This is a genomic window from Streptomyces sp. Ac-502 (genome assembly GCF_045222935.1).
GTDB classification, from domain to species: Bacteria; Actinomycetota; Actinomycetes; order Streptomycetales; family Streptomycetaceae; genus Streptomyces; species Streptomyces monomycini.
This window is the reverse complement of record NZ_JBHFFO010000001.1, coordinates 8,938,436-8,962,005: the sequence shown is the minus strand read 5'-3', so window position 1 is coordinate 8,962,005 and position 23,570 is coordinate 8,938,436. Positions and strand designations below refer to the sequence as shown.

Annotated in this window: 11 protein-coding genes and 3 pseudogenes; 3 read left to right on the top strand and 11 right to left on the bottom strand. The window is 74.1% G+C overall.

Going from position 1 to position 23,570, the window contains the following annotated elements; genetic code table 11:
* Positions 1-193: 193 nt before the first annotated feature.
* The 7 genes and pseudogenes from ACEXOX_RS40795 to ACEXOX_RS40765 all read right to left on the bottom strand — a co-directional run bounded on the left by ACEXOX_RS40795 (position 194) and on the right by ACEXOX_RS40765 (position 13,540).
* A complete protein-coding gene (locus tag ACEXOX_RS40795; protein WP_406525721.1) occupies positions 194-1,174 on the bottom strand; it encodes a hypothetical protein in 981 nt (326 codons plus the stop codon).
* Complete coding sequence (locus ACEXOX_RS40790; RefSeq protein WP_406525720.1) at positions 1,171-4,419, bottom strand: hypothetical protein; 3,249 nt, start codon at positions 4,417-4,419, stop codon at positions 1,171-1,173. The genes ACEXOX_RS40795 and ACEXOX_RS40790 overlap by 4 nt, the downstream gene beginning before the upstream one ends.
* A gap of 3 nt (positions 4,420-4,422) precedes the next feature.
* Positions 4,423-7,908, bottom strand: coding sequence for a hypothetical protein (locus ACEXOX_RS40785; protein ID WP_406525719.1), 3,486 nt, complete (start codon positions 7,906-7,908; stop codon positions 4,423-4,425).
* Positions 7,896-8,126: a hypothetical protein gene (locus ACEXOX_RS40780; protein ID WP_406525718.1), complete on the bottom strand. Its 231-nt coding sequence runs from the start codon at positions 8,124-8,126 to the stop codon at positions 7,896-7,898. Before ACEXOX_RS40780 ends, ACEXOX_RS40785 begins: the two co-directional genes overlap by 13 nt.
* A gap of 137 nt (positions 8,127-8,263) precedes the next feature.
* Positions 8,264-12,060 (bottom strand): annotated as a pseudogene (locus ACEXOX_RS40775) (hypothetical protein).
* Between the two features lie 277 nt (positions 12,061-12,337).
* Positions 12,338-12,952 carry a hypothetical protein gene (locus ACEXOX_RS40770; RefSeq protein ID WP_406525717.1) on the bottom strand — a complete coding sequence of 205 codons (615 nt, stop codon included), beginning with the start codon at positions 12,950-12,952 and terminating at the stop codon, positions 12,338-12,340.
* A gap of 160 nt (positions 12,953-13,112) precedes the next feature.
* Positions 13,113-13,540 (bottom strand): annotated as a pseudogene (locus ACEXOX_RS40765) (DUF3224 domain-containing protein).
* A gap of 103 nt (positions 13,541-13,643) precedes the next feature.
* On the opposite strand from ACEXOX_RS40765, the gene ACEXOX_RS40760 reads away from it, so the two are divergent.
* Positions 13,644-14,678 carry a helix-turn-helix transcriptional regulator gene (locus ACEXOX_RS40760; protein ID WP_406525716.1) on the top strand — a complete coding sequence of 345 codons (1,035 nt, stop codon included), beginning with the start codon at positions 13,644-13,646 and terminating at the stop codon, positions 14,676-14,678.
* Between the two features lie 63 nt (positions 14,679-14,741).
* Here ACEXOX_RS40760 and ACEXOX_RS40755 read toward each other — a convergent pair.
* Together ACEXOX_RS40755 and ACEXOX_RS40750 are read right to left on the bottom strand one after the other, a co-directional pair.
* Positions 14,742-18,941: pseudogene (locus ACEXOX_RS40755) on the bottom strand (amino acid adenylation domain-containing protein).
* A gap of 328 nt (positions 18,942-19,269) precedes the next feature.
* The gene (locus ACEXOX_RS40750) at positions 19,270-20,226 is read right to left on the bottom strand and encodes a threonine/serine dehydratase (protein ID WP_406525715.1); all 957 of its coding nucleotides are present in this window, start codon (positions 20,224-20,226) and stop codon (positions 19,270-19,272) included.
* A gap of 273 nt (positions 20,227-20,499) precedes the next feature.
* On the opposite strand from ACEXOX_RS40750, the gene ACEXOX_RS40745 reads away from it, so the two are divergent.
* A complete protein-coding gene (locus tag ACEXOX_RS40745; protein WP_406525714.1) occupies positions 20,500-21,477 on the top strand; it encodes a hypothetical protein in 978 nt (325 codons plus the stop codon).
* A 7-nt stretch (positions 21,478-21,484) separates the two neighbouring features.
* Here ACEXOX_RS40745 and ACEXOX_RS40740 read toward each other — a convergent pair whose 3' ends face one another.
* Positions 21,485-22,033: a hypothetical protein gene (locus ACEXOX_RS40740; RefSeq protein ID WP_406525713.1), complete on the bottom strand. Its 549-nt coding sequence runs from the start codon at positions 22,031-22,033 to the stop codon at positions 21,485-21,487.
* A gap of 64 nt (positions 22,034-22,097) precedes the next feature.
* Positions 22,098-22,922, bottom strand: coding sequence for a hypothetical protein (locus ACEXOX_RS40735; protein ID WP_406525712.1), 825 nt, complete (start codon positions 22,920-22,922; stop codon positions 22,098-22,100).
* Positions 22,923-23,359: 437 nt separating this feature from the next.
* Here ACEXOX_RS40735 and ACEXOX_RS40730 point away from each other — a divergent pair, with 437 nt between their 5' ends.
* A complete protein-coding gene (locus tag ACEXOX_RS40730) occupies positions 23,360-23,551 on the top strand; it encodes a hypothetical protein (protein ID WP_406525711.1) in 192 nt (63 codons plus the stop codon).
* Positions 23,552-23,570 lie beyond the last annotated feature (19 nt).

Genomic DNA, 23,570 nt, shown 5'->3' with positions numbered 1-23,570 from the left:
GGGTGCCTGCGGTTCCGAAGCACTGACGCTCTTGTGTCCCGGCGTCGGTGCCTCACACACCGGGACCGGAATTTTTTCCCACCGCTTCTTGCCCTGGGGGCAAGAGCGCAGGCCGACGCCCCCGTTGCCCCGGATCAGGCACCGGGACGACAGGGGCGACAGGCGGGCCGGACGGGCGGGCGGGCGACGGCCCCTACTCCTCCAGCACCACCCGCCCGAACACCGTCGTCGTCAGCCCGAAGAAATCCGCGTGGACCAGGCGCCGGGCCACCGGACGGGTGACACCGTGCGCGGTGAGGGTGCCGGTGGCCGTCGTACGGTCGGTGAAGCAGGTCTCGGACTCCTCGACGAGGAGCCGGTACAGGCTCGGGGACGGGAACCGGGAGGGCGGCGGGGTCAGTTCGCCGGTCCAGGCGAAGCCGGTGCCGTCGGGGGTGCAGGTCAGCTCGGCCGTGGCGTCGGTCGCCGTCCAGTCCAGGTCACTGCCGGAGCGGGCCCGCTGCTGCACGGTGGCGGTGACGCGGCGACTGGCCGCCATGCCGTCCCGTCCCGGCCCGGCGAACTCCCCCGCGTCGTTGGCGGCGGCCGGGCCGCGCAGCCCGACGCGGATCCGGCCGTCGGCCGTCATCGCGGCGGTGACGGTACGGTCGGGCATCAGCTGGACGAACTCCCCGGTGACCGCTTTCGACAGGTGCAGGGGATCGACGGCGTACGGCTGGTAGCGGGCGAAGACCGGCCGCAGGTAGGGAAAGTAGGCGGGGCTGTCGGCCAGGTCGCCGAGGTCCACGTCGATGTCGCAGGTCCAGAGGCCCAGCTGTGCGTCGTACTCCGGCACGTACGCGGCGACCGTGACCGCCGCCGGCGCGCCGCCGACGGTCTCGGCGAGCAGCCGTCCCGTGGCGGTCACCGCGGCGTTCGGGAAGTTGGCGGGGCGCAGGCGCGGCAGGACGGAGTCGTTCGCCCATACGGGGTCGGTGCCGCAGCGGGTGACCAGTTCGGCCGGGAGCCTGCTGCCGGGGTCGAGGACGACGGCGAGGAGTTCGTCGTCCCCCGAACTGAACCAGGGGCGGCGGAGGTGGACGCGTACGCCCGCGCTCCGGCGGGTCCTGGTCACCCGGTGCGCTTCGGTGTCCACCGTGCGTTCCCAGGTGAAGGTGGGGACGGTGTGGCTCACTTCGGGCGGCTCGGGGCGGCGGGTGGCGGCACCGGCCAGCCCCGCCCGGTGGGTCCGGCGGCGGCCGGGCCCCGGCTGGTGATCAGCTCGGGGCGGTCGGTGATCACCGGATGGAAGTACTCGCGGAAGCGGGTGGTCGCGGTCGGCGTGTAGGTGACGTTGCGGTGCCGGGTGTCGCGGAAGTCGTGCCGTACGCCGTCGAAGGCGCGGGTGTCCCGGAAGCGGTCGGTGGTGAGGTCGCCCACGTGGTCGTAGCCGGTCACGCGGCGGGGCGCGGACTCCTTGACGTCGTCGAGCCACTCCTCCCAGGTCGCGTCGAGGTCGATCCGGCCGGTGCTCCTGGCGTGCAGGGTCAGCGTGCCGGAGACCAGCGCGGAGGTCTCCCCGGCCGTACGGCGGAAGCGCAGACCGGCCAGGGACGGCGGGGCCAGCGGCTTCTCGACGGCGTGCACGAGGGTGAGTTCCGTCCACGGCGTGATCATCCAGTTCTCGCCGGCCGCCGACGCGGCCGTCAGGCCCCGCTGCTGCTCCGGGGTCAGGCGCCGCGGGTCGTTCCACAGGGGCGAGGCGGTCAGCAGCCGCCAGACGCGGAACAGCGGGAGGTCCGCCTCCGCGATCCGGCAGCTCATCCGGACGGTCACCACCTCCGCCTTCGGCACGTACACGGTCAGGACGCCGCCCACCGGCGGGTCCGGCGGGCGGTCCCCCTCCACGATCCGCAGCCGCAGCGGCCGTGCCTGGGGCCAGGTGCCGGTGAAGTCGTAGGTGCGGTGGGGGTCGGCGCCGGTGCCCGGCAGTCCGCGCAGGGCGATGCCGCGGGCGGGGACGTCGGGCAGGTACGGGAGCAGGAGCCGTTCGGCGTCGTGGACGACGTACTCGCCGGTGCGCAGGCCGTCGCCGCGTGCCACCGGCAGTTCGGTCAGGGGTGAGGTGTCGTGCGGGCTGTGCTTGGCGACGTGGATCTCCTTCGCGGCCTTCAGGTCGCGGGTGACGCGGGGATCCTCGGGGAGGCTGACAACCGTATCGAGGTAGCTGCCCGCCTCGCGGGACGCCGCGGCGAAGTACTGGCGGCGCAGGGCCTCGGACTTGCCGGGGCCGAAGGCGGCGTCGTACACGCCGTGCTGCTCGGCCATCTGGAGCGCGCTCTTGGGCGGGCTGAGGTGCCGCTCGTCGAAGGCGCGGTAGCGGCGGTCGAGGCCGTCGGCGGGCGAGTTCTTCCCGTGGTCGGGGACCTGCGGGTTGCGGAGATCGGCCCATTCCCCGGGCGACAGCGGCCGTCCGTCCTCGTCGACGGTGCTGCGGATGACCAGGTGCGGTTCCGACTCGCCTTCCAGGAACGGCCACCTCGGCACGATCACGGGCGGCGGTACGGGTTCCCAGCGGCCGTACGTGACGGGCTCGGTGGCGGTGCCCTCCACGGCGGGCGCCCCGGGCCCGAGGCTGTTGCCCGCGAGATCGACCAGGCGGGCGCGCAGCCGGTACGTACGGCCGTAGCGCAGTGCGGGCAGCGTGCCGGAGGTCGGCCGGAAGGTGGCGGCGAGCGGGAAGCGGTCGGAGATTTCGGGTGCGGGCACCTGAGGCCGGTTGTCGGCGCCGAGGGTCCGGCCGGGCGGCGGAGCGGCCAGGCTCCAGCCGTGCCAGCCGAACAGCGCCTGGTGGACGTAGAGCTGGTGGTCGGCGGCGCGGTCGCGGGTGACGGCGGACGCCTTGACGTGCCCCTCGTCGGGCGCGGCGGTGAGCGGTACGGCCGGTGCGCCGGGCCGCCTGATCGCGTACTCCCCCGTCCGCGCGCACAGCGGGTACCAGGCGGTGACGCGCCCGGTCCGCTCGTCCGCCACGCCGACGTCCACGCGCAGGCCGCGGACGAGGTGCGCGGCGTCCAGGACCGCGGCGGCGACGGGCTGCCCGCCGGGGCCGACGCCCGCCGTGTGCCGCGCGTCGGCCTCCATCTGGTCGGCCAGGGTCCGGTCGCGGTCGTCGTGGACGACGGTCAGGCCCGCGCCGTGCAGGGCCGGTACGGCGGTGGGGTCGGCGGCGACGGCCGTGCCCGGTTCGCCCGTACCGCTGAGGTACTGGTCGATGACGCGGGAGAACTCGACGAACTTCATCGCGGCGCCGTCGAGGTCCAGGTCGGTGGTGTGCACGGTGTCGGCGCCCAGCCTGAGCATCCGGTGGCCGTGGAAGCCGTCGTCGGCGGCGTACGGTTCGAAGCGCCGGCCGGGGACGTACCTCAGCGCCGTCCAGGGACGCAGCGTCTCGTCGGCGTTCAGGTGTTCCTGGGCGGCCGTGAAGGTCACCCGGGCCTGCCAGCGGTCGGCGAGGCCGGCCGGGGGTGTGACGAGCAGGTCGAGGGCGAGGCCGAAGCGGCGCAGGAGTTCGGGGTAGTCGGCGAGGAGGGCGCACGCGGTGTGGAAGTCGAAGTCCGGCGCCTGCGGGGGCGGTTCGGCCTCGGACGCGGCCTGGGACGGTACGGCGGCGGAGGCCGCAGGGCGTGCGGCCCGGTCGTAGAAGCGGTACATCTCGGCGAGTCCGAGCAGCGCGCTGTCCTGCGTGTAGTCGCGTGCGGCGCGGTCCATGTGCCGGGGGCGGTACGGGTTCGGGTCGGCGGTGGCGTCCTGCCGTCCGGCGGGCGGGGCGCCGAGGAGGCCGTCGAGCCGGGGGTAGGTGGTGCCGACCTGGCCGGAGAAGGCCCGGATGGTGCGGGTCAGGACGTCGGTGAGGTCGCTGCCCTGGGGGTGGTCCCAGTCGGCGGCGGGCCCCTGCGCCTCCAGGGGCGCCGCGAGGTTCAGCTCGCTGCCTTCGGCCGGCGGGTTCGCCCGGCGGTCGGCCGTCGCGCTCACCGCCGCCTCGTACAGCGCCGTGACCTGGTCGTGCACCGCCCCGGCGGGGAACGAGCGCAGCACCGGGAGCGGTGCCGCCGTGGCGGTGAAGGCACCGGAGGGCGCGTGGACGACCGTGTCGGGCTTGAACAGCTCGGTCCACAGCGCGCTGTCGGCCGGCGGGAAGCGCCCGGTCTGGACCGTGGCGGGGACGAGGACGCCCGGCCCGGTGGTGCCGGGCGCGCGGAAGGCGACCTGGAGCGCGGGCGCGTACTTGCGCAGGGTGTCCGGCCAGTCGCGGAAGCCCTGGAAGGCGTCGAGGCGGGTGCCGCCGGTGAGGCGGGGGCTGACCAGCACCGTCAGCCGCAGCGTGCCGTCGGCGGCCGGGCCGTCGGGCAGTACGGTCCACCGGATCGTCTCGGGCATGGCTCAGCTCACTTCCGCGAAGGCGGTGCAGTACTCGGTGACGGGGTCGCGCCGGGCGCCGGTGGCCGGGTCGGTGTAGGGCGCCATCATCTCGGCGTACGTAGGCGGCCGGGGTGGCTCCTGCGCCGCGGCCCCCGCGCCGCCGAGCGGGGCGGGGGGCGGCCCGCTGCCCACGAAGCGCTTCTCGCACTCGATCGTGACCGACTGCGACCAGAAGCCGATGTGCACGCTGACCGAGATCCTGGCCCGTCCGTAGACGGTTCCGGTCGCGGTGTCGAAGGTGAGGTCGAGGTAGATCTCGATGGAGGCGGAGACGATGCCGAGGACGTCGACCTCGCCGCGGGCCCGGAAGTAGCCGGTCAGCCGGGACTCCCCGGTCTGCAGTTCCAGGCGGAAGTAGATGCCCGCCATGACGGACAGGCTGCCGCTGGCCACGCCGAAGTTGAGCGAGACGGCGGCGCCGAATTCGAGGCACGCCTCCAGGACGGCCACCCGCTGGGGTGTCAGGACGATGCCGAAGAAACCGCCGCCGCCGAGCAGCGAGACGGTGAGCCGGAAGGGCGCCTGCCGGCTGCAGAAGGAGAAGCCGATCTCCAGTGACCGGCCGAGGAAAGGCAGGTCGAGGTAGGCGTCCAGGCGCAGGTTCTCCAGGCTGAACACGCCGATGGCCAGGTTCGGCAGCGGGAGCCCGTACCGGGCGACGATGCCGGAGGGCGTGACCTGGATGCCCGGCGGGTCGCTGAAGCCGTCCACCGGGATGAGCTTGCGCAGCGTCTGGACGAAGGAGAGCGGGCCGATGAAGTCGACGCTCTTGAGGACGACGTCGATGTCGGGTTTGCGGCCGGCCCGGGCGGTGAAGCGGACGTGCCGGAAGCTCAGCCGCAGCGCGTTGAACTTCGGCACGAGGATCAGGGCGAAGTTCTCCAGGCTGCAACTGACGTCGGCACCGACGCTCAGATCCCGGCGCAGGGAGCCGCGCAGGTCCACGACGAGGGACAGCCGTCCGTCGGCGTCCGGCAGGAAGACCGGTGAGCCGTCCAGGAGGACGGGCTGGATGTCCGGGTTCCACTCCAGGCGCGCGTTGACGGTCTCCGGCAGCCGGAAGCCGTTGGCGGCCTGCTGGACGGCGTCGCGCAGCGCCACGACCTCTCCGGCGGCCCGGGTCCAGGTCGCGATCTGCTGCTGGACGCGGGTGAGCAGGGCCCGTACGCCCGGGTCGGCACCGGCGGGCAGAGTGTTCAGCAGGTTGGTCAGCGCGGTGGCGAAGGCGGTGAAGGCCGCGTCGACCTGCTGCATCGTGATCGGCCCGGTGCGGCCTGCGAGTCCCTGGGCCACGAAGTCGCCGACGACGGTGACGAACTTCTCCGCCGTGTCGGCGACCTGCCGGGCGGCGGGCGGATAGCGGTCGAGTTCGTGGGTGAGCAGCTGCCGGGCACGGCCGAGGTCGGAGAGGAAGCCGGTGACCGCGCTGACCGTCTCGGTGAAGAAGTTGGGCACCTTCAAGGCCTTGCCGAGCCCGTCCACACCCTTGATCACCTCGGCCAGCGGCACCACGCCCAGCAGGCTCGGGCCGACCGCGTCGAGGACGTCCAGCGGGCGGAAGAACTCCTCCGGGCGGAAGGTTCCGTCGGCGATGAGCTGGAGCGGGTCCTCGCCGCCGACGGCCGGGACGCCCGAGACCGGTCCGGTCAGACGGGACAGTCCGGACACGATCATGCTGGGCGCGGTGAGGCCGCCGGACCGGTCGCTCTGCCGGCCGAAGTCCATTCGCAGCGGCCGGCTCTCGGGAGTGAGCAGGCTGAGGAAGACCTGCCCCGCGTTGGCCTTGCGGACCGGGCCGCCGACGGTGTCGAAGCCGGACAGGGCGTACCGCTTCGCATAGGCGACGGGCACCGTGGCGTCCGTACCGCTGAGCCGTCCGACGGCGGGCACGACCGCCTGTGCCCAGCGCAGTTGCGGCAGGAACTGCGCGTTCTTCGACACGGCCGGGTCGCCCGGCGCCGGGTCGGCCAGCGCGGGCGGCGCCGCCATGCCCCACACCATCCGGGCCACGTCGAGCCGGGTGTCGTCGGGCCGCAGGACGGGCGCGAGCGCCACCGACTGGCCGAGGAGGTCGGCGCTGGCCTCGACCGGGTGCTCCGCCGCCGCGGCGCCGGGCGCGGCCGCGGCGGTCGGCGGGTCGCGGTCCAGCGCGTTGTACTCGGCGACGGCCGCGGCGAGTCCGGCGCCGGTGGCCAGCGTCTCGTCGAGGAAGAGCAGCGGCGTACGGAACTCGACGGCGTTCCCGCCGTGGTCGACCGCGGTGACCTTGAAGTGGAACGGCTGCTCCGCGGGGGTCGCGGGGAAGAACTTGCGCCGGTCGGCGGGCGGTACGAGGTTCGGGGTCTCCACGGTGTCCAGACGCACGCTGGTGAAGGGGAACAGCACGTTCGCCAGGTCGCTGGTGGGCTCGGGACCGGTGGGCAGCGCGGTCTTCGGGTCGTACGTGCGCAGCGGCTGCCGCACCACGACGAACTCCCGCTGGATCAGGTAGGCGGCCCGGGAGTCGTCGAACTTCCGCTCGGTGACGCGGACATACACCGCCTTGTGCCCGAAGGGGCAGAGGAATCCCTCGCGCATCACCCGGACGTAGTGGTCGCGTCCCATGGTGGCCCGGTGGCGCCATTCGGAGAGCGAGACGCCGCGCGGCCGTCGCGGCCAGGAGCCGAGGCCGTCCAGCCAGCCGCCGGCCGTGGAGAGCATCAGCAGCCGTACGGACACGGGCTGCGGCACGTACGGGCTGCCGTCGGGCTCGAGCAGGCCCGCGCCGGTGGTGAGGTCGACGATGTCCCGCCGGTCGTCCGGCTCCAGCGCCTGCCGGAAGGCGTACGGCGCGCCCGGGTCGCCGCCGCGCTCGCGGTTCCACACCGCGCGGACCGTCCCGGCGTCGAGCCGGGTGTGCCAGAGCGGGACGCGGGCGCCCGGCTCGGGCGCCGGAATCCTGCCCCGGTGGATCCACCTGCCCTTCTGCGAGGGCGACAGGTACAGCCGGTAGGGAAGTTCGATGCCGGTACGGGGGCGGGCCGGGTCGGCGAGCGGGTCCTGCGGCCCGGCCGCCACGGCCGGTGCTCCCGCTTCCGTTCCCTCCGATACGGCCGGTACCGCGGCTTCCGTTTCCGCCGCCGCCTCGCCCCCCGCCGTCGCACCCGCCGCTTCCGCGAGGGCGCGCGAGGTCTCGGGGCCGAAGCGGGCGGTGAGTTCGGTCGTCGTCCGCAGAAGCCGCACGAGTGCCATGGCGCGGGCCGCGGCGTCCTGCCCGTCCGGTGTGACGGGCGGCGGCCGGAACACCGGTGCCACGGGAGCCGGCGTGTCCGGTTCGCGTGCCGCGTCCACGACGCGCAGCGGGAGCCTGCGCATGGCGTCGAGCAGTCCGTCCTCGGTGAACGGCACCGCGTCCCGCGGGCCCACCTCGAAGACGAGGACGCTCCGGCCGCTGATCAGGGAGCCCACCGGCAGGTCGCGGGACTCCCCGGCACTTCGTCGCTGAAGGCCTGTTCCACCGCGTGCTGCGGTCCGAAGGTGACCGCGATCCAGCCGTCCGCCTGCGCGTTCGCGCGGACCAGCCGCCGGTCCCCGCCGGTCCCTTCCACCGTCAGCCCGGCGAAACCGAACGACAGGTCCAGCAGGTCGGTGCCGCGCAGCAGGCGCAGCGCTGCCGGAGTGCTCATGACGCCCCCTAGCTCTGCGCGCCGGGCGGGCCCTCCCGTCCCTCGCGCGCAGCCCCGCCTACCTCCTACCTCCAACGGAGCCCCCGCACCAGACGGTACGCAGCACTCCAACAGGGGCACATGTGTTCGGGGTTGCCTCAGGACGTCCCGCACACCTTGCGGGGCGCCTCGTCCGGCAGGTACGCGGCGTGTTCCGCGCGCGTCAGCTCGCGGTTGACGGCGCGGCAGATTCTCTTGACGGACTCGGCAGGGCCGGGCAGGGACACCTCCCGCAGGCGTACCACTCCGTCGCTGCTGCCGGTGGCCAGCGAGCGGCCGTCGGGGCTGAACGCCACCGACCGTACGAGGCCGGTCTGGCCCGCGTAGGTGGCGCGGGCCTGGCCGGTGGCCACGTCCCACAGCCGTACGCTGCCGGTGTCGCGCCCGCTGGCGGCCAGGGTCAGGCCGTCGGGGGTGAACGCCACCGCGCCCAGCGCGCCGATGGTGTGCCCGGTGATGGTGGTACGGGCCTTGCCGGTGACCACATCCCACAGCCGTACCGACCCGTCTGCGCCGCCGCCGGCCAGGGTACGGCCGTCCGGACTGAACGCGACCACTCCGGCGTTGCCCCGGGGGCCGGTCAGCACGTTCCGGGCCCGGCCGGTGGCCACGTCCCACAGCCGTACGGGGCCGTCCCGGCTCCCGCTCGCCAGGGTCCGGCCGTCCCGGCTGAAGGCGACCGAAGTGGCCGGATCGGTACGGGACACGGACAGGGTCCGGCTCCGGTGGCTGCGGGTGTCCCACAGCAACACCGCTCCGGACCCGTCGGTACCGGCCAAGGTCCGGCCGTCCGGACCGAAGGCCACCGCTTCCCCGTGAACCGCGCCAGTGTGGCGAGGAGTCTGCCGGTGGCCACGTCCCAGATGCGCAGGCCGGTGTGTCGGCCGGTGGTGGCGAGGGTGCGGCCGTCGGGGCTGAACGCCACCGCGCGGACGCGGTCGCTCCCGCCGCTGCCGGACCGGCGGCCGAGCGTCCGGATCCCGCGCGTGCCCAGGTCCCAGACGCGTACGGTGCCGTCGTCACTGCCGCTGGCCAGCGTACGGCCGCCCCGGCCGTACGCCACGGCGCCCACCGGCCCGGAGTGGCCGGTCAGAGTGGTGAGCACGTCACCGAGGGCGGTGTTCCACAGCCGGACCGTGCCGTCGTCGCTGCCGCTGGCCATCGTGTGCCCGTCCGGGCTGAACGCCACCGAGCTGACGCGGCGCGCGTGGCCGGGGAGGGTGCCGAGATTCGCGCCGGTGGCCACGTCCCACAGCCGTACGGTGCCGTCGTCGCTGCCGCCGCCCAGGATGCGGCCGGACGGGCCGAAGACCATGGTGAGCACGTACCCGGCGGGTCCGGCGAGGGTGGTGCGGACCTTGCCTGCGGCCATGTCCCACAACTTGATGGCGGCCTCGTTGCTGCCGTAGATGGCCAGCGTGCGCCCGTCCGGGCCGAACGCGACCGCTCTGTTGCTGCCCGCGGGCGATTCGAGCCGGGCGCGGGCGGCGCCGGTGGCCGTGTCCCACAGGCGTACGGTCCCGTCCAGGCTGCCGGTGGCCACCGAGCGTCCGTCGGGCGCGAAGGCCACCGAGACGACCTTCCCGGTGTGACCGCGCAGCGTCGCGGTGAGCGCGCCGGTGGCCGCGTTCCACAGGCGCACGGTGCCGTCGGTGCCGCCGGCGGCCAGGGTGCGGCCGTCCCGGCTGAAGGCCGTGGTCGCCACCGGGCCGCCGTGCCCGCCGAACGTCGCGCGGGTACGGCCGGTGGCCACGTCCCACAGCCGCCAGACTCCGTCACTGGTGCTGCCCGCCAGCGTGCGCCCGTCGGCGCTGAAGGACAGGGCGGCGAGGGTCTCTGCGGGCGCGGGGAGGGTGGCGCGGGCCGTTCCGGCAGGCACGTTCCACAGACGTACGGTGGCATCGCGCCCACCGCCGGTGGCAAGGGTGCGCCCGTCGGGGCTGAACGCGACCGCCCGCACCCCGCCGGAGTGCGCGTCGAGCCGGCGCCGCAGCGGCACGTCCACAGCGCTGAACAGCCCCGCGACGGCTTCCTTGGTGGGGGCGGTCCGGTAGGCGTGAACCGCCAGAAGGGAGGACAGGTCCGGCCAGTCCCCCATGAGGGCGGAGGACTGGGCGGCGAGCTGCCGCGACAGGGAGATCCGCTGGGCGGCCACCGCCGCGTCGCGCTGCCGTTCACTGGTACGGAACTGGTCCCAGGCGACCAGCCCGGCGGCGAGGGCGAGGGCGAGGAGGACGGACAGGGTGGCGGCGGACTGGCGCAGCCGGCGGGTGGTCCGGGCGGCGGCGCGGCGTTCACGGTCGCGCGCCGCGAGGCTGGCGGTGAGGAAAGCGCGCTCCAGGGGGTGAGTTCGTCAGGAGTGTCGGCAGAGGACGACGCGGGACCGGGCGCCTCCTGCGGGCCGGGCGCCTCCTGCGGAGCGAACGCCTCCGCCGGGCCGCGCGCCTCCTCCGCGGCGAACGCCTCCTCGGCGGCGTCCAGACGGGTGCCCCGGTACAACGCCCCCGGATCGCGGTCGAGTTCGTCCCACAGCCCGGCCGCCTCCGTCAGCCGCCGGTGCACGATCAGGCGTCCGCGGTCCTCCTCGATCCAGCCGCGCAGCCGCGGCCAGGACGTGATCAGCGCTTCGTGGGCCAGGTCCACGGTGTCCTGGTCCACCGTGATCAGACGGGCCCTGGCCAGCTGTTCGACGACCTGGGCGGCGGCGGGGTCACCGGCGTCCAGCTCCCCCTGGCCGCGGGCGGCGGGTGTCCGCCGACCCTTCGCCCGGGGTGATCAGGCGCAGCAGCATCCGGCGGGCCGTCCCGGCCTGCTGCGGCGAGAGCCGGCCGTAGAGCTGTTCGGCGGTCTGGGCGACCGCGCCGTGGACGCCGCCCGCTGCCTCGTACGCCTGGAGCGTCAGGGTACGGCCACGGCGCCGCCGCCAGGTCTCCAGCAGGACGTGCGAGAGCAGGGGCAGACTGCCGGGCTCCTCGGCCATCTCCTCGACGAGGCGGGCGGTCAGCGACCGCTCCACGATCAGGCCCTCGGCGGCCGCGGGCTTGACGATCGCCTCCCGCAGTTCCTGCGGTGTCATCGGGCCGATGGGCAGGCTCGCCTCGTGGATCACACCGGCCAGTTCCCGGTGCGCCAGGCACCTCCCGTAGAAATCCGCCCGTACGCCCAGCACCACCCGCAGGTGGCTCGCGGCGTCGTGGGCCGTCAGCACGCGTCGGATGAACGCGTTCCGTTCGTCGGGGTCCGCGCAGAGGGTGAAGACCTCCTCGAACTGGTCCACCACGAGCCAGGTGTCCCCCGGCGTCCCGGCCGGGGCGAACAGCCGCCCGGCGTCGCGCTCGGGGTGGGCGCCGGGGGTGAGGACGCGGATCGCGGCGGGCGGGGGAAAGCCGAGCGGCGGGTCGGCGGCGGGCTGCCGCAGGCGGGCGATGAGCCCGGCGCGCAGCAGGGAGGACTTTCCGCTGCCGGACGGGCCGAACACGGCGACGACCCGGCGTTCCCGCACCCGTCGGAGAAGTTCCTCGGTGAGCCGCCGACGGCCGAAGTAGCGTGCGTGGTCGTCCGGTTCGAAACGGGCCAGGCCGCGGTAGGGCGCGACGGCGCCGTCCTCCTCCGCGTCGAGGACGCGGGCCGCGTCCTCCCGTACGGCTTCGTGCCAGCGCCGCTGCCAGTGCCCGGTGTCCCCGCCGCACGCCGTCACATACGCCAGCGCCACCGGGAGGGACGGCAGCTTCTCCCCCGCCGCCGCCTGGGAGAGTACGGCGGCCGAGTAGGCCGCCCGCTCCGCCATGGCCCGGTAGGTCGGACTGCCCGCCTCCAGGCGCAGCTTGCGCAGTTCGTACGCGAACCGCTGTACCGGACCCGCCCCGGGGTCCACGGGCTTTTCGCGACGCCCCATACGGCCTCCGCGCCGAGCTGACCGAGGAGCGCCACGGTACGGAGGCCGGTGGGACCCCACAAGGCCGGTTTCCGGCCGTGCGGGCATTGATTGGCCGCACGGAAAGGGGCTGCCAATCAATGCCCGGTGCGGTGAAGTGAGCTGTACCCGCGCCGGTCCGCGGTGCCCGCGTCCGCACCCTCCGGCGTCGACGGGACCGGGCCGGCGCAGCACCGCACCGCTGTGCGGCCGGGGGTGGACGGGCATCCTCACGGGGGTGGGATGCCCGGCACCCGGATCACGTCAGCCGCATACCGTGGGCGGTGACGATCGCGTCGTAGTCACCCTTGAGGCCGCCCTCACCCACGTAGCAGCGGAATCCGCTGGGCTTGTCGAGCGGCACCAGCTGCACCGCCGGAGCCTTGTCGCAGCGCAGCGACCTGGCCGCCTTGCCCCCGTACATCCCGTACTGCTGCCACGCCCGGGCCCGCATCCCTTCGGCGGTCAGCACGCCGCCCTTGGTGGGCGTGGCCGTGTACTGCATCAGGATGAAGCCGCCCTTGGTCTCGACGCGGAAGGGCACGTCGACTCCCATGTACTTCACGGTGCAGGTGAACGTCTGGGGCTGGTCACCCACCTCTTTGGTGTCACAGGAGCTGCTGGTCGGCTTGGACACCGCTCCGCCCATGGAGAGCACCCGGCTCTCCAGGTCGTACTTGATCTGCTCCAGCACCGGCGCCTCCTTGCCGGGCGCCGGGTGCTGGGGAGCGGCCTTCTCGGGCGGCGCGGCCGTCGGGCTGGGCACCGGCGTGCCCTTGGCGGACGCCGGTTCCCCGGACGATCCGCAGGCACTGGCCGCCGAGACCACCAGGGCCACCGTCGCCGCCGTACGTATCCATTTGTTGCGCTGCACTGCTGCTTCCCCGTCTTCCCCGTTGCGCGCGGGCCGCTGGACGCGGCCCGCACACCTTGTTCCTCGAACGACCGATCTTAGGACGCGCGCGGAGCGGCGGAGGGAGCGGGTCCGCAGGGGGCGCGGGCCGCGCCCGGTCTGTCTCAGCCAAAGTCGCACCTCAGCCGAAGTCGTAGTCGAAGGTGTACGGAACGGACGGGCTGCCCTGCTCGGCCGTGAACTCCCCTGTACCGCGCAGCCCGGCCAGCTCCCCGGTGGCCGAACCCGGCACGACCTCGAACGTGCAGTGCACACTCCCCTGTCGTCGAACGAGCCGCGCTCCTCCACGGCGAAGGCGCCCTGCCGCCCGTCGACGGTGCCCGTCAGCAGCTCCATCCCGGTGAACGTGCCGGTCTTCTCGGTGATGTAGACGATGGTGTACTCGCAGGTCGTCCGGGTTGCCGCGATACCCCCGGCGAAGGTGTTGACGACGGCGGCGTGGGCCAGGCGCGAAAAGGTGTCTTCCTCGCCAAGGGCGCGCTCCTGCCAGTCGGCGTAGGTGAAGTGCCCGGTGGTGCGGGTGCGTGCGGCGCTGGTCTGGGCGGCCATGGTGGTCCTTCCGTCCGGCCGCGCGGTGCGGTCCGCGCGGCGTGCCCGAAGTCTGGCCGCCGTACCTGACACCTTCTGTCAGGTACGGCGCGACAATGACCCCATGCGCGCCGACCGCCTGCTCTCCCTCCTCCTGCTGCTCCAGAACCGCGGCCGGATGACCGCGGCCGAGCTGGCCGCCGAACTGGAGGTGTCCCTGCGGACGGTCTACCGGGACGTCGAGGCGCTGGGCGCCGCGGGCGTCCCGGTCCGCTCCGAACGCGGCCCGGACGGCGGCTACTCGCTCATGAACGGCTACCGCACCCGGCTGACCGGGCTGAACGACGCCGAGGCGGAGTCCCTGTTCCTGGCCGGCGTGCCGGGAGCCGCGCGGGAACTGGGCCTGGGCGCGGGCCTGGCGACGGCCCAGCTGAAGCTTCAGGCCGCGCTGCCGCCCGGCCTGGCGGAGCGGACCCGCCGCCTCCAGAACTGCTTCCACCTGGACGCCGCAGCCTGGTTCCGGCACTCGGACCCCGTACCCCACCTGGCGACCGTGGCCCGCGCCGTCTGGGAACAGCGGACGCTGCACGTCCGTTACCGGGCGTGGGACGGCCGTGAGGCGCACCGGGAACTGCGCCCGCTCGGCCTCGTCCTGAAGAGCGGCATCTGGTACGCGGTGGCCTGGACGGACGGCCCGCCACCGGGCGACACCGCCCCACCGGACGGCACTGCCCCGGGGGCCGACGGCACCGCCGTACGGACCAGGACCTACCGCATCTCCCGCCTCGTGAGCGCCGAGACGACGGACACGCCCTTCGAGCGGCCGGCCGGCTTCGACCTGGCCGCCTGCTGGGAGGCGTCCTCCCAGCGCTTGGAGGCCAGGTTGCACCATGCGACGGCACGGCTACGGATCTCCCCGCGCGCCCAACGGATGCTGCCCATGCAGTTCGGCGCGGCCGGCAGCCGGGCCCTGGAGGCCGCCGGGCCACCGGACCGCGAGGGCTGGGTGCTGGTGGACCTCCCGGTCGAGGCACCGGCCGTCGCGGTCGGCGACCTCCTCCGGCTGGGCACGGAGGCCGAGGTGCTGGGCCCGCCAGGCCTCCGCGCCGCCGTCGCCCGCGCGGCGTCCGAACTGGCGGCACGCTACGCGGCGCCATGACCTCACCACCGGGCGCGGCACCTCGGCCCGGCAGTCGCGCGGGGCGGCCGTGGCCGGCCCGCCTCACCCCCGCGCCCCCGGACCGGGCACCGCCACCGTCGCTTCCAGACGCGCGGCCACCTCCCGCCCGATCCGGCCCAGCGGTTCCGCCTGGGTCATGGCGTGGTGGGTGCAGGTGACGTCGTGGTTCTCGATGTGGCCGGTGACCAGGTGGCGCCAGGCCTCGGCGGTCGGCGCGTGGGCGGGCTTGCCCTCGGTGGCGTGGAAGTACAGCAGGTCGCCGTCGAAGATGCCCTCGGAGAAGGTCGGCAGCAGCTTCACCGAGTTGGTGAACACCTCGGTGACGGCGGTGAGCCGGTCCTCGCCGAGCGCCGGGTGCCGCTTGAGCGAGTCCAGGAGTTCGTCGCCGCCGCCCTGACCGCGCAGCACCGCCGCCACGCCCGGCACGGTCAGCGGCCGTGCGAACCGGTCGGGGTCGTGCCCGGCCGCCTCCAGGAGCAGGGCGAGGATGTCGTGCTCCGTCACGGCGGAATCCGTCGTGCCGTGCGGGTCGATGGGGCACGAGTCGAGCATGGCCAGCAGCGCCACCCGCTCGCCCCTGGCCTGGAGCCGGACCGCGATGGCGTGCGCGAGCGCGCCGCCGAGCGACCAGCCCAGCAGGTGGTACGGCCCGGCGGGCTGTACGGCGCGGAGCTGCCCGACGTAGTCGGCGACCATCTCCTCGAAGGTGGCGGGCAGCGCCGCGCGCCGCTCCAGTCCGCCGGCCTGGAGCCCGTACACCGGGACGTCCGGGTCCAGGTGGCGCAGCAGCCCGGCGTAGCACCAGCTCAGGCCGCCGGAGGGGTGGACGCAGAAGAGCGGGGGCGGCTTCCCCGGGTGCGCAGCGGCAGCAGGGCCTCGAACCCGTCCGAACCGCCGCCGGTACGCAGCACTTTGACGAGTTCGGCGACGGTGGGTGCTTCGAACAGCGCGCGGATGGACAGCTCGGTGCCCAGGGCGGAGCGGATACGGCTGATGAGCTTGGCCGCCAGCAGGGAGTGTCCGCCGAGGGCGAAGAAGTCGTCGTCCACGTCGACCTGCCGTACTCCGAGGACCTCGGCGAACAGCGTGCACAGCACCTTCTCCTGCGGGCTGCGCGGCTGCCGTCCGTTGCAGGCGGCGGGGGCCTCCGGCGCGGGCAGGGCGGCGCGGTCCAGCTTGCCGTTGGCGGTCAGCGGCAGGTGGTCCAGGAGGACGAAGGCGCCGGGGACCATGTACTCGGGCAGGCGGGCGGACGCCCAGGCACGCAGGATGTCCGCGTCGACCGGTGCGGGCGCGGCGGTACCGGAACCGGAGCGGCGTGAGGCGGGGACACGGCCGGGCGCGGTGCGGGCGGCCGGGCGCTGGGGGGCGACGGGCACGACGTACGCGGCCAGGCGCCGGTCGCCGGGGGTGTCCTCCCGTACGGTGACCACCGCGTGGGCGACGCCCGGGTGGCGGGCCAGCGCCGTCTCGACCTCGCCGGGCTCGATGCGGAAGCCGCGTACCTTGACCTGCCCGTCGGCGCGGCCGAGGTATTCGAGGACGCCGTCGGGCGTCCAGCGCGCCCGGTCGCCGGTCCGGTACATGCGCGACCCCGGCGCGCCGCAGGTGCAGGGCACCCCGGGGTCGCCGCAGGTACCGGCGGCCGATCCGCTGCCCGCGTGGGCGAACGGGTTGGCGACGAACCGCTCCGCGGTCAGCGCGGGCCGGTGGAGGTAGCCGCGGGCGATCTGGTCACCGGCCAGGTACAGCTCCCCGGTACCCCGGCCGGCACGGGGTTGAGCGCGGCGTCGAGCACGTACGCCTGCACGTTGCGTCCCGGCCGTCCGATGACGGGCTGCTCCCCCTGGCCGGCGATGCGGCAGTACACGGCGTCGACGGTGCACTCGGTCGGCCCGTAGTAGTTGTACGCGGTGGTGCCGGGCAGGGCGCGCAGCGTCTCCCAGAGGGCGGCGTCGACGGCCTCGCCGCCGACCATGAGGATCCGGGGCCGGTGCCGTTCGCCGGTGAACAGTCCGGCGGCGATCAGCTGGTGCAGGTAGGTGGGGGTGAGGTCGAGGAAGTCGATGCGCCGGTCGGCGATGTAGTCGACGAGGGCGGGCGGGTCGAGCCGTACGGCGTCCTCGACCAGGTGGAGTTCATGGCCGGCGGCCAGGAACAGCGGGCCCTCCCAGGCGGTGTCGAAGGAGAACGCGGCGGTCAGCGCGGTCCGCAGGCGGCGCCGGGCGGCGGCCGTCTCCGGGTCGATCAGCTCGGCCCGGTGGTCGAAGAACAGGTTCGTCAGCTGGCGGTGTTCCACGACGACGCCCTTGGGCTGCCCGGTGGAGCCGGAGGTGTAGCTGACGTACGCCGGGTGGCCCGGTGCCAGCGGGGTCACCCGGTCGGCGTCGGTGGGGTCGGTGTCCGGACAAAAATCCAGCTCCCGTGCGGCGGCCGGGGTGTCGAGGCACCAGGTGGCGGCGGTGCCGGGCAGGTGCCCGGCGGCCGCCGCCGTGGTGAGGACGCAGACCGGGCGGGTGTCGGCGAGCAGGAAGCGGATCCGCTCGGCGGGCAGCTCCGGGTCGACGGGGACGTACGCGGCGCCCGTCTTGAGGACCGCCAGCAGGCCGGCGAGGTGGTCGGCGGTGCGCGGCAGGGCCAGCGCCACGAACGTCTCGGGCCCGGCACCGCGTCCGATCAGTGCGTGCGCCAGCCGGTTGGCCCGGGAGTTCAGCGCGGCGTACGAGAGAGTGGTGGCGCCGCACACCAGGGCGGTGGCGTCGGGCGTGCGGCGGGCCTGCTCCTCGAAGAGCGCGGGCAGCGTGGTGGCCGGCACCGTACGGGCGGTGTCGTTCCATCCGGTGGTCACCCGGCGGCGCTCGGCGGCGGGCAGCAGGTCGATGCCGCCGACGGGCTGTTCGGGGTCGATGCCGGCCAGGGTGTCCAGCAGGGCCAGGAAGCGGCGCTGGTGGGCGGCGGTGGCCTCGGCGTCGTACAGGTCCGGGTCGGCCTGGAAGTCGATGCGCAGGCAGCCGTCGTCGGTCCGCTCGTAGACGTTGACGCCGAGGCCGGTGACCGGGCCGTTGGAGAGGTTGTGCAGGGTGGCCGGGTGCCGTCCGAAGGCCAGCTCCGGGTCGTAGCCCATGATGTTGATGCCCCAGTCGCCGAGCGGGCCGCCGGTGTGCGCGGCGCCCATCTCCTGGACGAGGTACGGCGACGGGTAGCGCTGGTGGCGCAGCAGGCCGCGGGCCTGCTCGGAGGTGCGCCGCAGCAGCTCGCGCACGGTCGTGTACGGCTCCAGTCCGACCTGGAGCGGCAGCACGTTGGCGACCATGCACGGCGTGCTGCGCGGTACGGCGCCGACGCGGCCGGTCACGGTCAGGTCCAGCGTCACCTCGGTGGACCCGCTCATGCGGTGCACGTACAGCGCGAGCGCGGCCATCGCCACCACGGGCAGTCCTGACCGGGCCTGCCGGGCCAGGGAGCGCAGTCCGTCGGCGGCGGGCGCGGGAGGTGGCCGGTCTCGCGCACGAAGCGGTGCGGGACGGCGGCCAGCCGGCTGGCGAGACCGGTCCCGGCGGTCCGGCCGGCGAAGCGCTCGGCCCAGAACGCGCGGTCCCTGGCGAACCGTTCGGAGGCGTGGTACTCGGCCTCGTCGGCCAGCAGCTCCTCCAGGGTGCCCAGGCTGCTGGGCGGGCACTCCTCGCCCGCCTCCAGAGCGCTGTAGATCTCGGCGACTCGCCGGATCAGGAGCGAGAAGCCGTAGCCGTCCAGGACGATGTGGTGCAGTGCCATGTACAGCACGCAGTGGTCGTCGGGCAGCAGCAGCACGGCGAAGCTGAACAGCGGGGCGCGGCGCAGGTCGACGGGCTTGCGCAGGTCGGCCCACATCCATTCCTTCGCGCGGGTCCACGGGTCGGCCGGCGCGACCACCCGGGCCGGGCCGGGCAGCGGTCCCGCGGGGCGGCCCGCCGCCTCCCGCAGGTCGACGACGGGCAGCGGCCAGTCGTCCGCGAGGTCGGGGATCTGCCAGACGCCGCCGTCCTCGTCGGTCTCGAACCGGACCCGTACGGCGTCGATGCCGGCCACGGCGCGGCGCACCGCGGCGTCCAGCACGGCCAGGTCGACCGGGCCGTGGATGTCCACGTACTCCGCGGCGCGGTAGATCGGGTTCTCCGCGTCCAGCTGCTGGGAGAACCACATCCCCGTCTGCGCGACGGTCAGCGGCAATCGGCGACCGCGGTGGCCTGGCTTCCTGTTCATGCTTGCCGTCTCCTGACGAAGGTGCTGGTGTACGGCGGCGACCGGGCCGTGGCGGGGGCCGTGCGACCGGTCGCGACTCACGCGCCGTAAAGGGCCAACGAGCACCACACGACGGGTGTATCGGTTCGTCGGCAAATCTCTTTGGACAGGTGTACGGAGACGGGGGCGGCGCGCGCGCCGCGGACCGCCCGGGGAACCGCTGACGCGCAGCTCACCGGCGGAACAACGAGGGCGGGGCCGGGCGGTTCCGGGGCCCGGACGGCTTCCCGGCGACCGGCCCGGCAGTCATGCGTACGTCGAATACGTGCGCCAGAACGGGCCGCCCGGGTCACTCACCGGGACGTACGAGGTCCGACGGGTCGGTGTTCGCGCCGCACACCACGACACACACCCGCTCCCCCGGCGCGGGCCGGTACGCACCGGACCGGAGGGCGGCGAGGGCGGCCGCCGTGCCGTGCTCGACCGCCAGTCTGCGGTCGTCCCACAGGCCCCGGCGCGCGGCCACGATCTCCTCGTCCGGGACCAGCAGCGAGACCGCCTCCGTCCGCCGCGCCCAGTCCAGCGCCATCCGGCTGGCGCGGCGGGCGCCCAGCGAGTCAGCGGCGACGGAGTCGACCGGGACGTCTACGACCCGGCCCGCCTCGATCGCCGCGTTCAGCGCCCGGCAGTTCTCCGGCTCGACGGCCACGACCCGTACGCCGTGGTGGTGCGCGGCCGCGGCGACCCCGCTGAACAGGCCACCGCCGCCGACCGCGACCACGACCGTGTCCAGGCCGGGCAGCGCGGCCCGGATCTCCTCCAGCAGGGTGCCGGCCCCGGCCGCGATCAGCGGGTGGTCGTACGCGTGTGCCGCCAACGCCCCGGTGCGCGCGACGTGTTCCTCGGACGCCACCAGCGCGGCGGCGTACTCGGTGCCCGCCTGGTGCACATCGGCGCCGAGCCGGCGCAGCCGGGCGACCTTGACCGGCGGCGCGGTCTCCGGCAGGAACACCGTCGCCGGGACGCCGTGGCGGCCCGCCGCCCAGGCGCAGGCCAGCCCGGCGTTGCCCCCGGAGGCGATGACCACCCCGGCCTCGGGCAGGGTGCCGGCCTCCCGGTGCGCGGCGACGAAGTTGGCCGCGCCGCGGGCCTTGAAGGACCCGGTGTGCTGGGTGAACTCGTAGGCTAGCCAGCCCTCGCCGGGTCCGAACCCGCCCGGGTCGGCCGGTGCGACGGTGACCGGCCGCACGTCTCCGGCGATCCGGCCGGCCGCCGCCTGTACGTCCTCGTAGCTGATGCTGCTCATCGCGGGCCACTCTCCCGGGGTCAAGACGTCGGACGTCGTGTCACGGTGCCGTCCGGCGCGGCCGGCGGGGCCGCCCTCGCGGCCGGACCGGTCCAGTTGATCACGGGCCGCGTCCCGGGTGCCCGGCCACCCCGGTCCCGTAAGGGCGAAAGTCCCGCCCGGCCAGGACTTTCCGCCCTTGGCGCACGGGACCGTCGACCGAAATGATCTTGGTACGCCGAGCCGGCGGCGCGTCCGAGCCGCCGGCCGACCGAAGGAAAGCACCCGCACCTGATGACCTTACGTACACCCGCCGTGATCACTTCCGGCGCCGCGGCGGCCCTCTTCCTGGGCCTGCTCCAGGCCCCCGCCGCCCAGGCCGCCGACCGGCCCCGGCCGTCCGGCGCCGGATCGCTGGACAACGTGCTCTGCATCTACAGCACCGAGATCACCGACCGCACCACCGGCGGCTACGTCTGGGACATCGGCAAGCGGGCCCACGCGCTGTGGAAGAGCGACGACTTCACGAAGAAGTACGGCGACCTGTCCTACGCCGAGCAGACGAACAAGCTGCTCTACGAACTGAACGTGAGCCAGCACGTGTTCGGCCACAGCTGGCTCGTCCACTTCACCACCGGCGGCAAGCTGCACCGGAAGCTGGACAACGGCGAAGAGGCCCGGTACGACACGTATTCCTTCCAGCCGAACGACCCGGACGGCATCAACGGCGACGGTTCCCCGGTCGACGGCATGTCCGTCAACTACACCGGCTACGACATCAACGTCCCCGGCAAGCCCTTGGTCGAGTGGGACCGGCCGAGCCGCAAGCAGGACCAGGGCCAGGCGCACTCCCCGCGCGCCGCGCGCTGCACGGCACTGACCGGCGCCCAGCAGAGCGCCTTCAAGCAGGAGATCCAGCGGCGCGCCAAACTCGACGAAAAGTACACGCTCCTGCCCAGCTGGAACTTCCTCCTGACCGGCGGCTGGGCGGGAACCTCCGCCAGGAACTGCACCACGTTCGCCCTCCAGGTCTGGGACGCGACGATGAAGGACACCCCGGCCGAACGCATCGACGCGCCCGGCGGATACCCCGCGGCGGACATCGACAAGCTGGGCGGCGAGGTCCCCGGCGACCTGACGCGGAGCGAGTACTCGGCCTGGATCCCCGCCCTGGCCGGCAAGTGGATCCGCGAGAAGAACGGCGGCCACGACGAGAACCCGGGGGTACCGCGCTTCGCCGACGACGCGCTCGCGCCGGTTGACGCGCCCTAGGCTCCCGTCAGCTGTCCTTTTGCCGTGGCTCCGACGGGCCGGCGTCGTGTGGCGCATGCCCGTCGCGCCGCTTCTGCCGTTCCGACAATGCCACTTCCTGATCGACGGCCCGCTGTTCGACATCGTCGCGCGCTTCCGCGCGGCGCAGGGCCTCGTCGGCGCGCAGGAGCTGGTCCCGGCTGGCCGCGATCAGGCCCTGGGCCCGGTCGATGGCCTCGGAGGAGCGTTGCCGGTGGCCGGCGGTGCGCTCCCCGGCCGCGCGGGACCGGTGGTCCGCCTGCTCCTCCTGCGCGTCGAGCGCGTCCTCGCGCCGGTCGGCGGCTCTCTCCCGGTCGTCCGCGCGGCGTTCCCGCAGGGCGGCCTCGCCCTCCCGGACATCGGCGAGGCGTTCTCGCCGGTCGGCGGCCTCGTCACGCCGGTCCGCCAGCTCTTCCCGCTGGTCGGCGTGGCGTTCGCGGCGGTCCGTCTCCTTCTCGCGCTCTTCGAGCCGCCGTTCCCGTTCGGCGGACTGTTGTGCGGCAGTGTCCGGCACCTCGTCCGAGGACTCGTTGCTCACCCTGGCAGTATGCGCCGTGGCGCCGCCCTCGTGCGGCAACGGTGTGCCGGCCGACGACGCCATGTCAGCCTCCCGTGGTGTCCAGGTAGGCGCCCAGCGGCTGGAGCGGCGTCCACAGTTGTTCGAAGTAGGCGGCGAAGTAGGACATGTACGTCGGGGCCTGGACGCTGAAGCCGTTCAGTTTCTGGTGGGCGCCCCCGGAGAAGGTCAGGAAGACCGTGCTGTCGTCGATCAGCGCCATGTTCAGGCCGTCGGCCGCCGCCGTCCACCGCAGGACGTTCGCCTCGTAGTTGAGCAGGCGACCGGTCTCCTGCCGGTGCTGCCGGGCCCAGGCGAGGACGTCCCGGTCGGGCACGCCGTGGGTCTCGGGGATGCCGATGATGCGGCGGACGCTTCGCTGGTCCTCGGTGTCCTCGTGCGCCCAGGCCAGGGTGTCCGCGAAGTAGTCGGCGGAGGCCTTGGTCGTGTACTGGTCGGGCGGATAGCGGCGGGTGTACGTCACCCTGATCTCCGACCGGGCCACCCGGACGTACCGGGCCGCCGCCGAGTAGAACTCGGGGTTGCTGCGGTACCAGGTCGCGGCGAGGAGCGCGTCACCGCCGACGTCCGGCAGCGCCGCCGGGGCCGCCGCACCGTCCTGTCCGGCCGGTCCCCGGCGCGGCGCGTCGAGGCGGCGCTTCGCTTCCCGCCAGCGGTCCAGCCAGTCCGCCGGTTCCGCGCCGCAGGCGCTGACGAAGGCGGAGGTCGGTGCCCAACCGGGGAAGCGGCGCCCGTTCAGCATCGCGGACACCGAGCTGCGCCCGCACTTCATCTGGAGGGCGAGGCGGGCCTCGGTCGGTTCGAAGCAGCGCGGCCGCAGTTCGCGCAGTTGCTCCGCGAATGCTTCCACGGGCTCCGGGACGGGCGGGGACGCCGGCCGTTCGGTCAATGGATCATCATCCCCCCGGGTGCGAGGCGGCGGCGTCACAGATGTTCCGTGCCTGTCCGTCATTGTCCGCCGGTGCCACCGGTGTTCGCCAGTGTTCCGCCGCGCTGTCGCGGTGCTCAGAAGTGCCTGCGCCCGTCTCTGTGCCATAGGCGCAGGTGAGCGCGGGGCCGACACTTCCGGTGTACGGGCTGCATCGGCTCCGCGCGGCGGGAGCGCGGGAAGGAGGACGCCATGTGACCTGACAGCCGATCGCGACCGACCCGGACGAACCGACGGACGGGCGGCGCCCGTACCGCCACCGGCACGCGAAGAGGCCGCTCCCTGGTGCTTCTGGCGGGAAGCGGGGAACGGCCTTCTGCCGAACTCGGAAAACCTCGTGTTCCCCACAAGGCGATCTCATGTCCGTCGACTTCAGGATAGCCCTTCGCTGTACGGGCATCGCCTTCGTGGCGGTGCTCGTCGTGGGCGTCAGCCTGGTGACGCCCTCCCCCACCGGTTTCCCCGTCCCGCAGGGCTCCCTCTGGGTCCTGCTCGTGGCATCGGCGCGCACGCCGGCCGCCGTGCGCGGCGGGACGGGACGGCGACGGTGAGCGCGGCGCCGACGGCGGC

Coding starts and splice junctions, on each gene's coding strand:
- ACEXOX_RS40790 (WP_406525720.1), bottom strand. CDS start 4,419: ATGCCCGAGACGATCCGGTGGACCGTACTGCCCGACGGCCCGGCCGCC.
- ACEXOX_RS40780 (WP_406525718.1), bottom strand. CDS start 8,126: ATGAGCACTCCGGCAGCGCTGCGCCTGCTGCGCGGCACCGACCTGCTG.
- ACEXOX_RS40760 (WP_406525716.1), top strand. CDS start 13,644: ATGCGCGCCGACCGCCTGCTCTCCCTCCTCCTGCTGCTCCAGAACCGC.
- ACEXOX_RS40750 (WP_406525715.1), bottom strand. CDS start 20,226: ATGAGCAGCATCAGCTACGAGGACGTACAGGCGGCGGCCGGCCGGATC.
- ACEXOX_RS40745 (WP_406525714.1), top strand. CDS start 20,500: ATGACCTTACGTACACCCGCCGTGATCACTTCCGGCGCCGCGGCGGCC.
- ACEXOX_RS40730 (WP_406525711.1), top strand. CDS start 23,360: ATGTCCGTCGACTTCAGGATAGCCCTTCGCTGTACGGGCATCGCCTTC.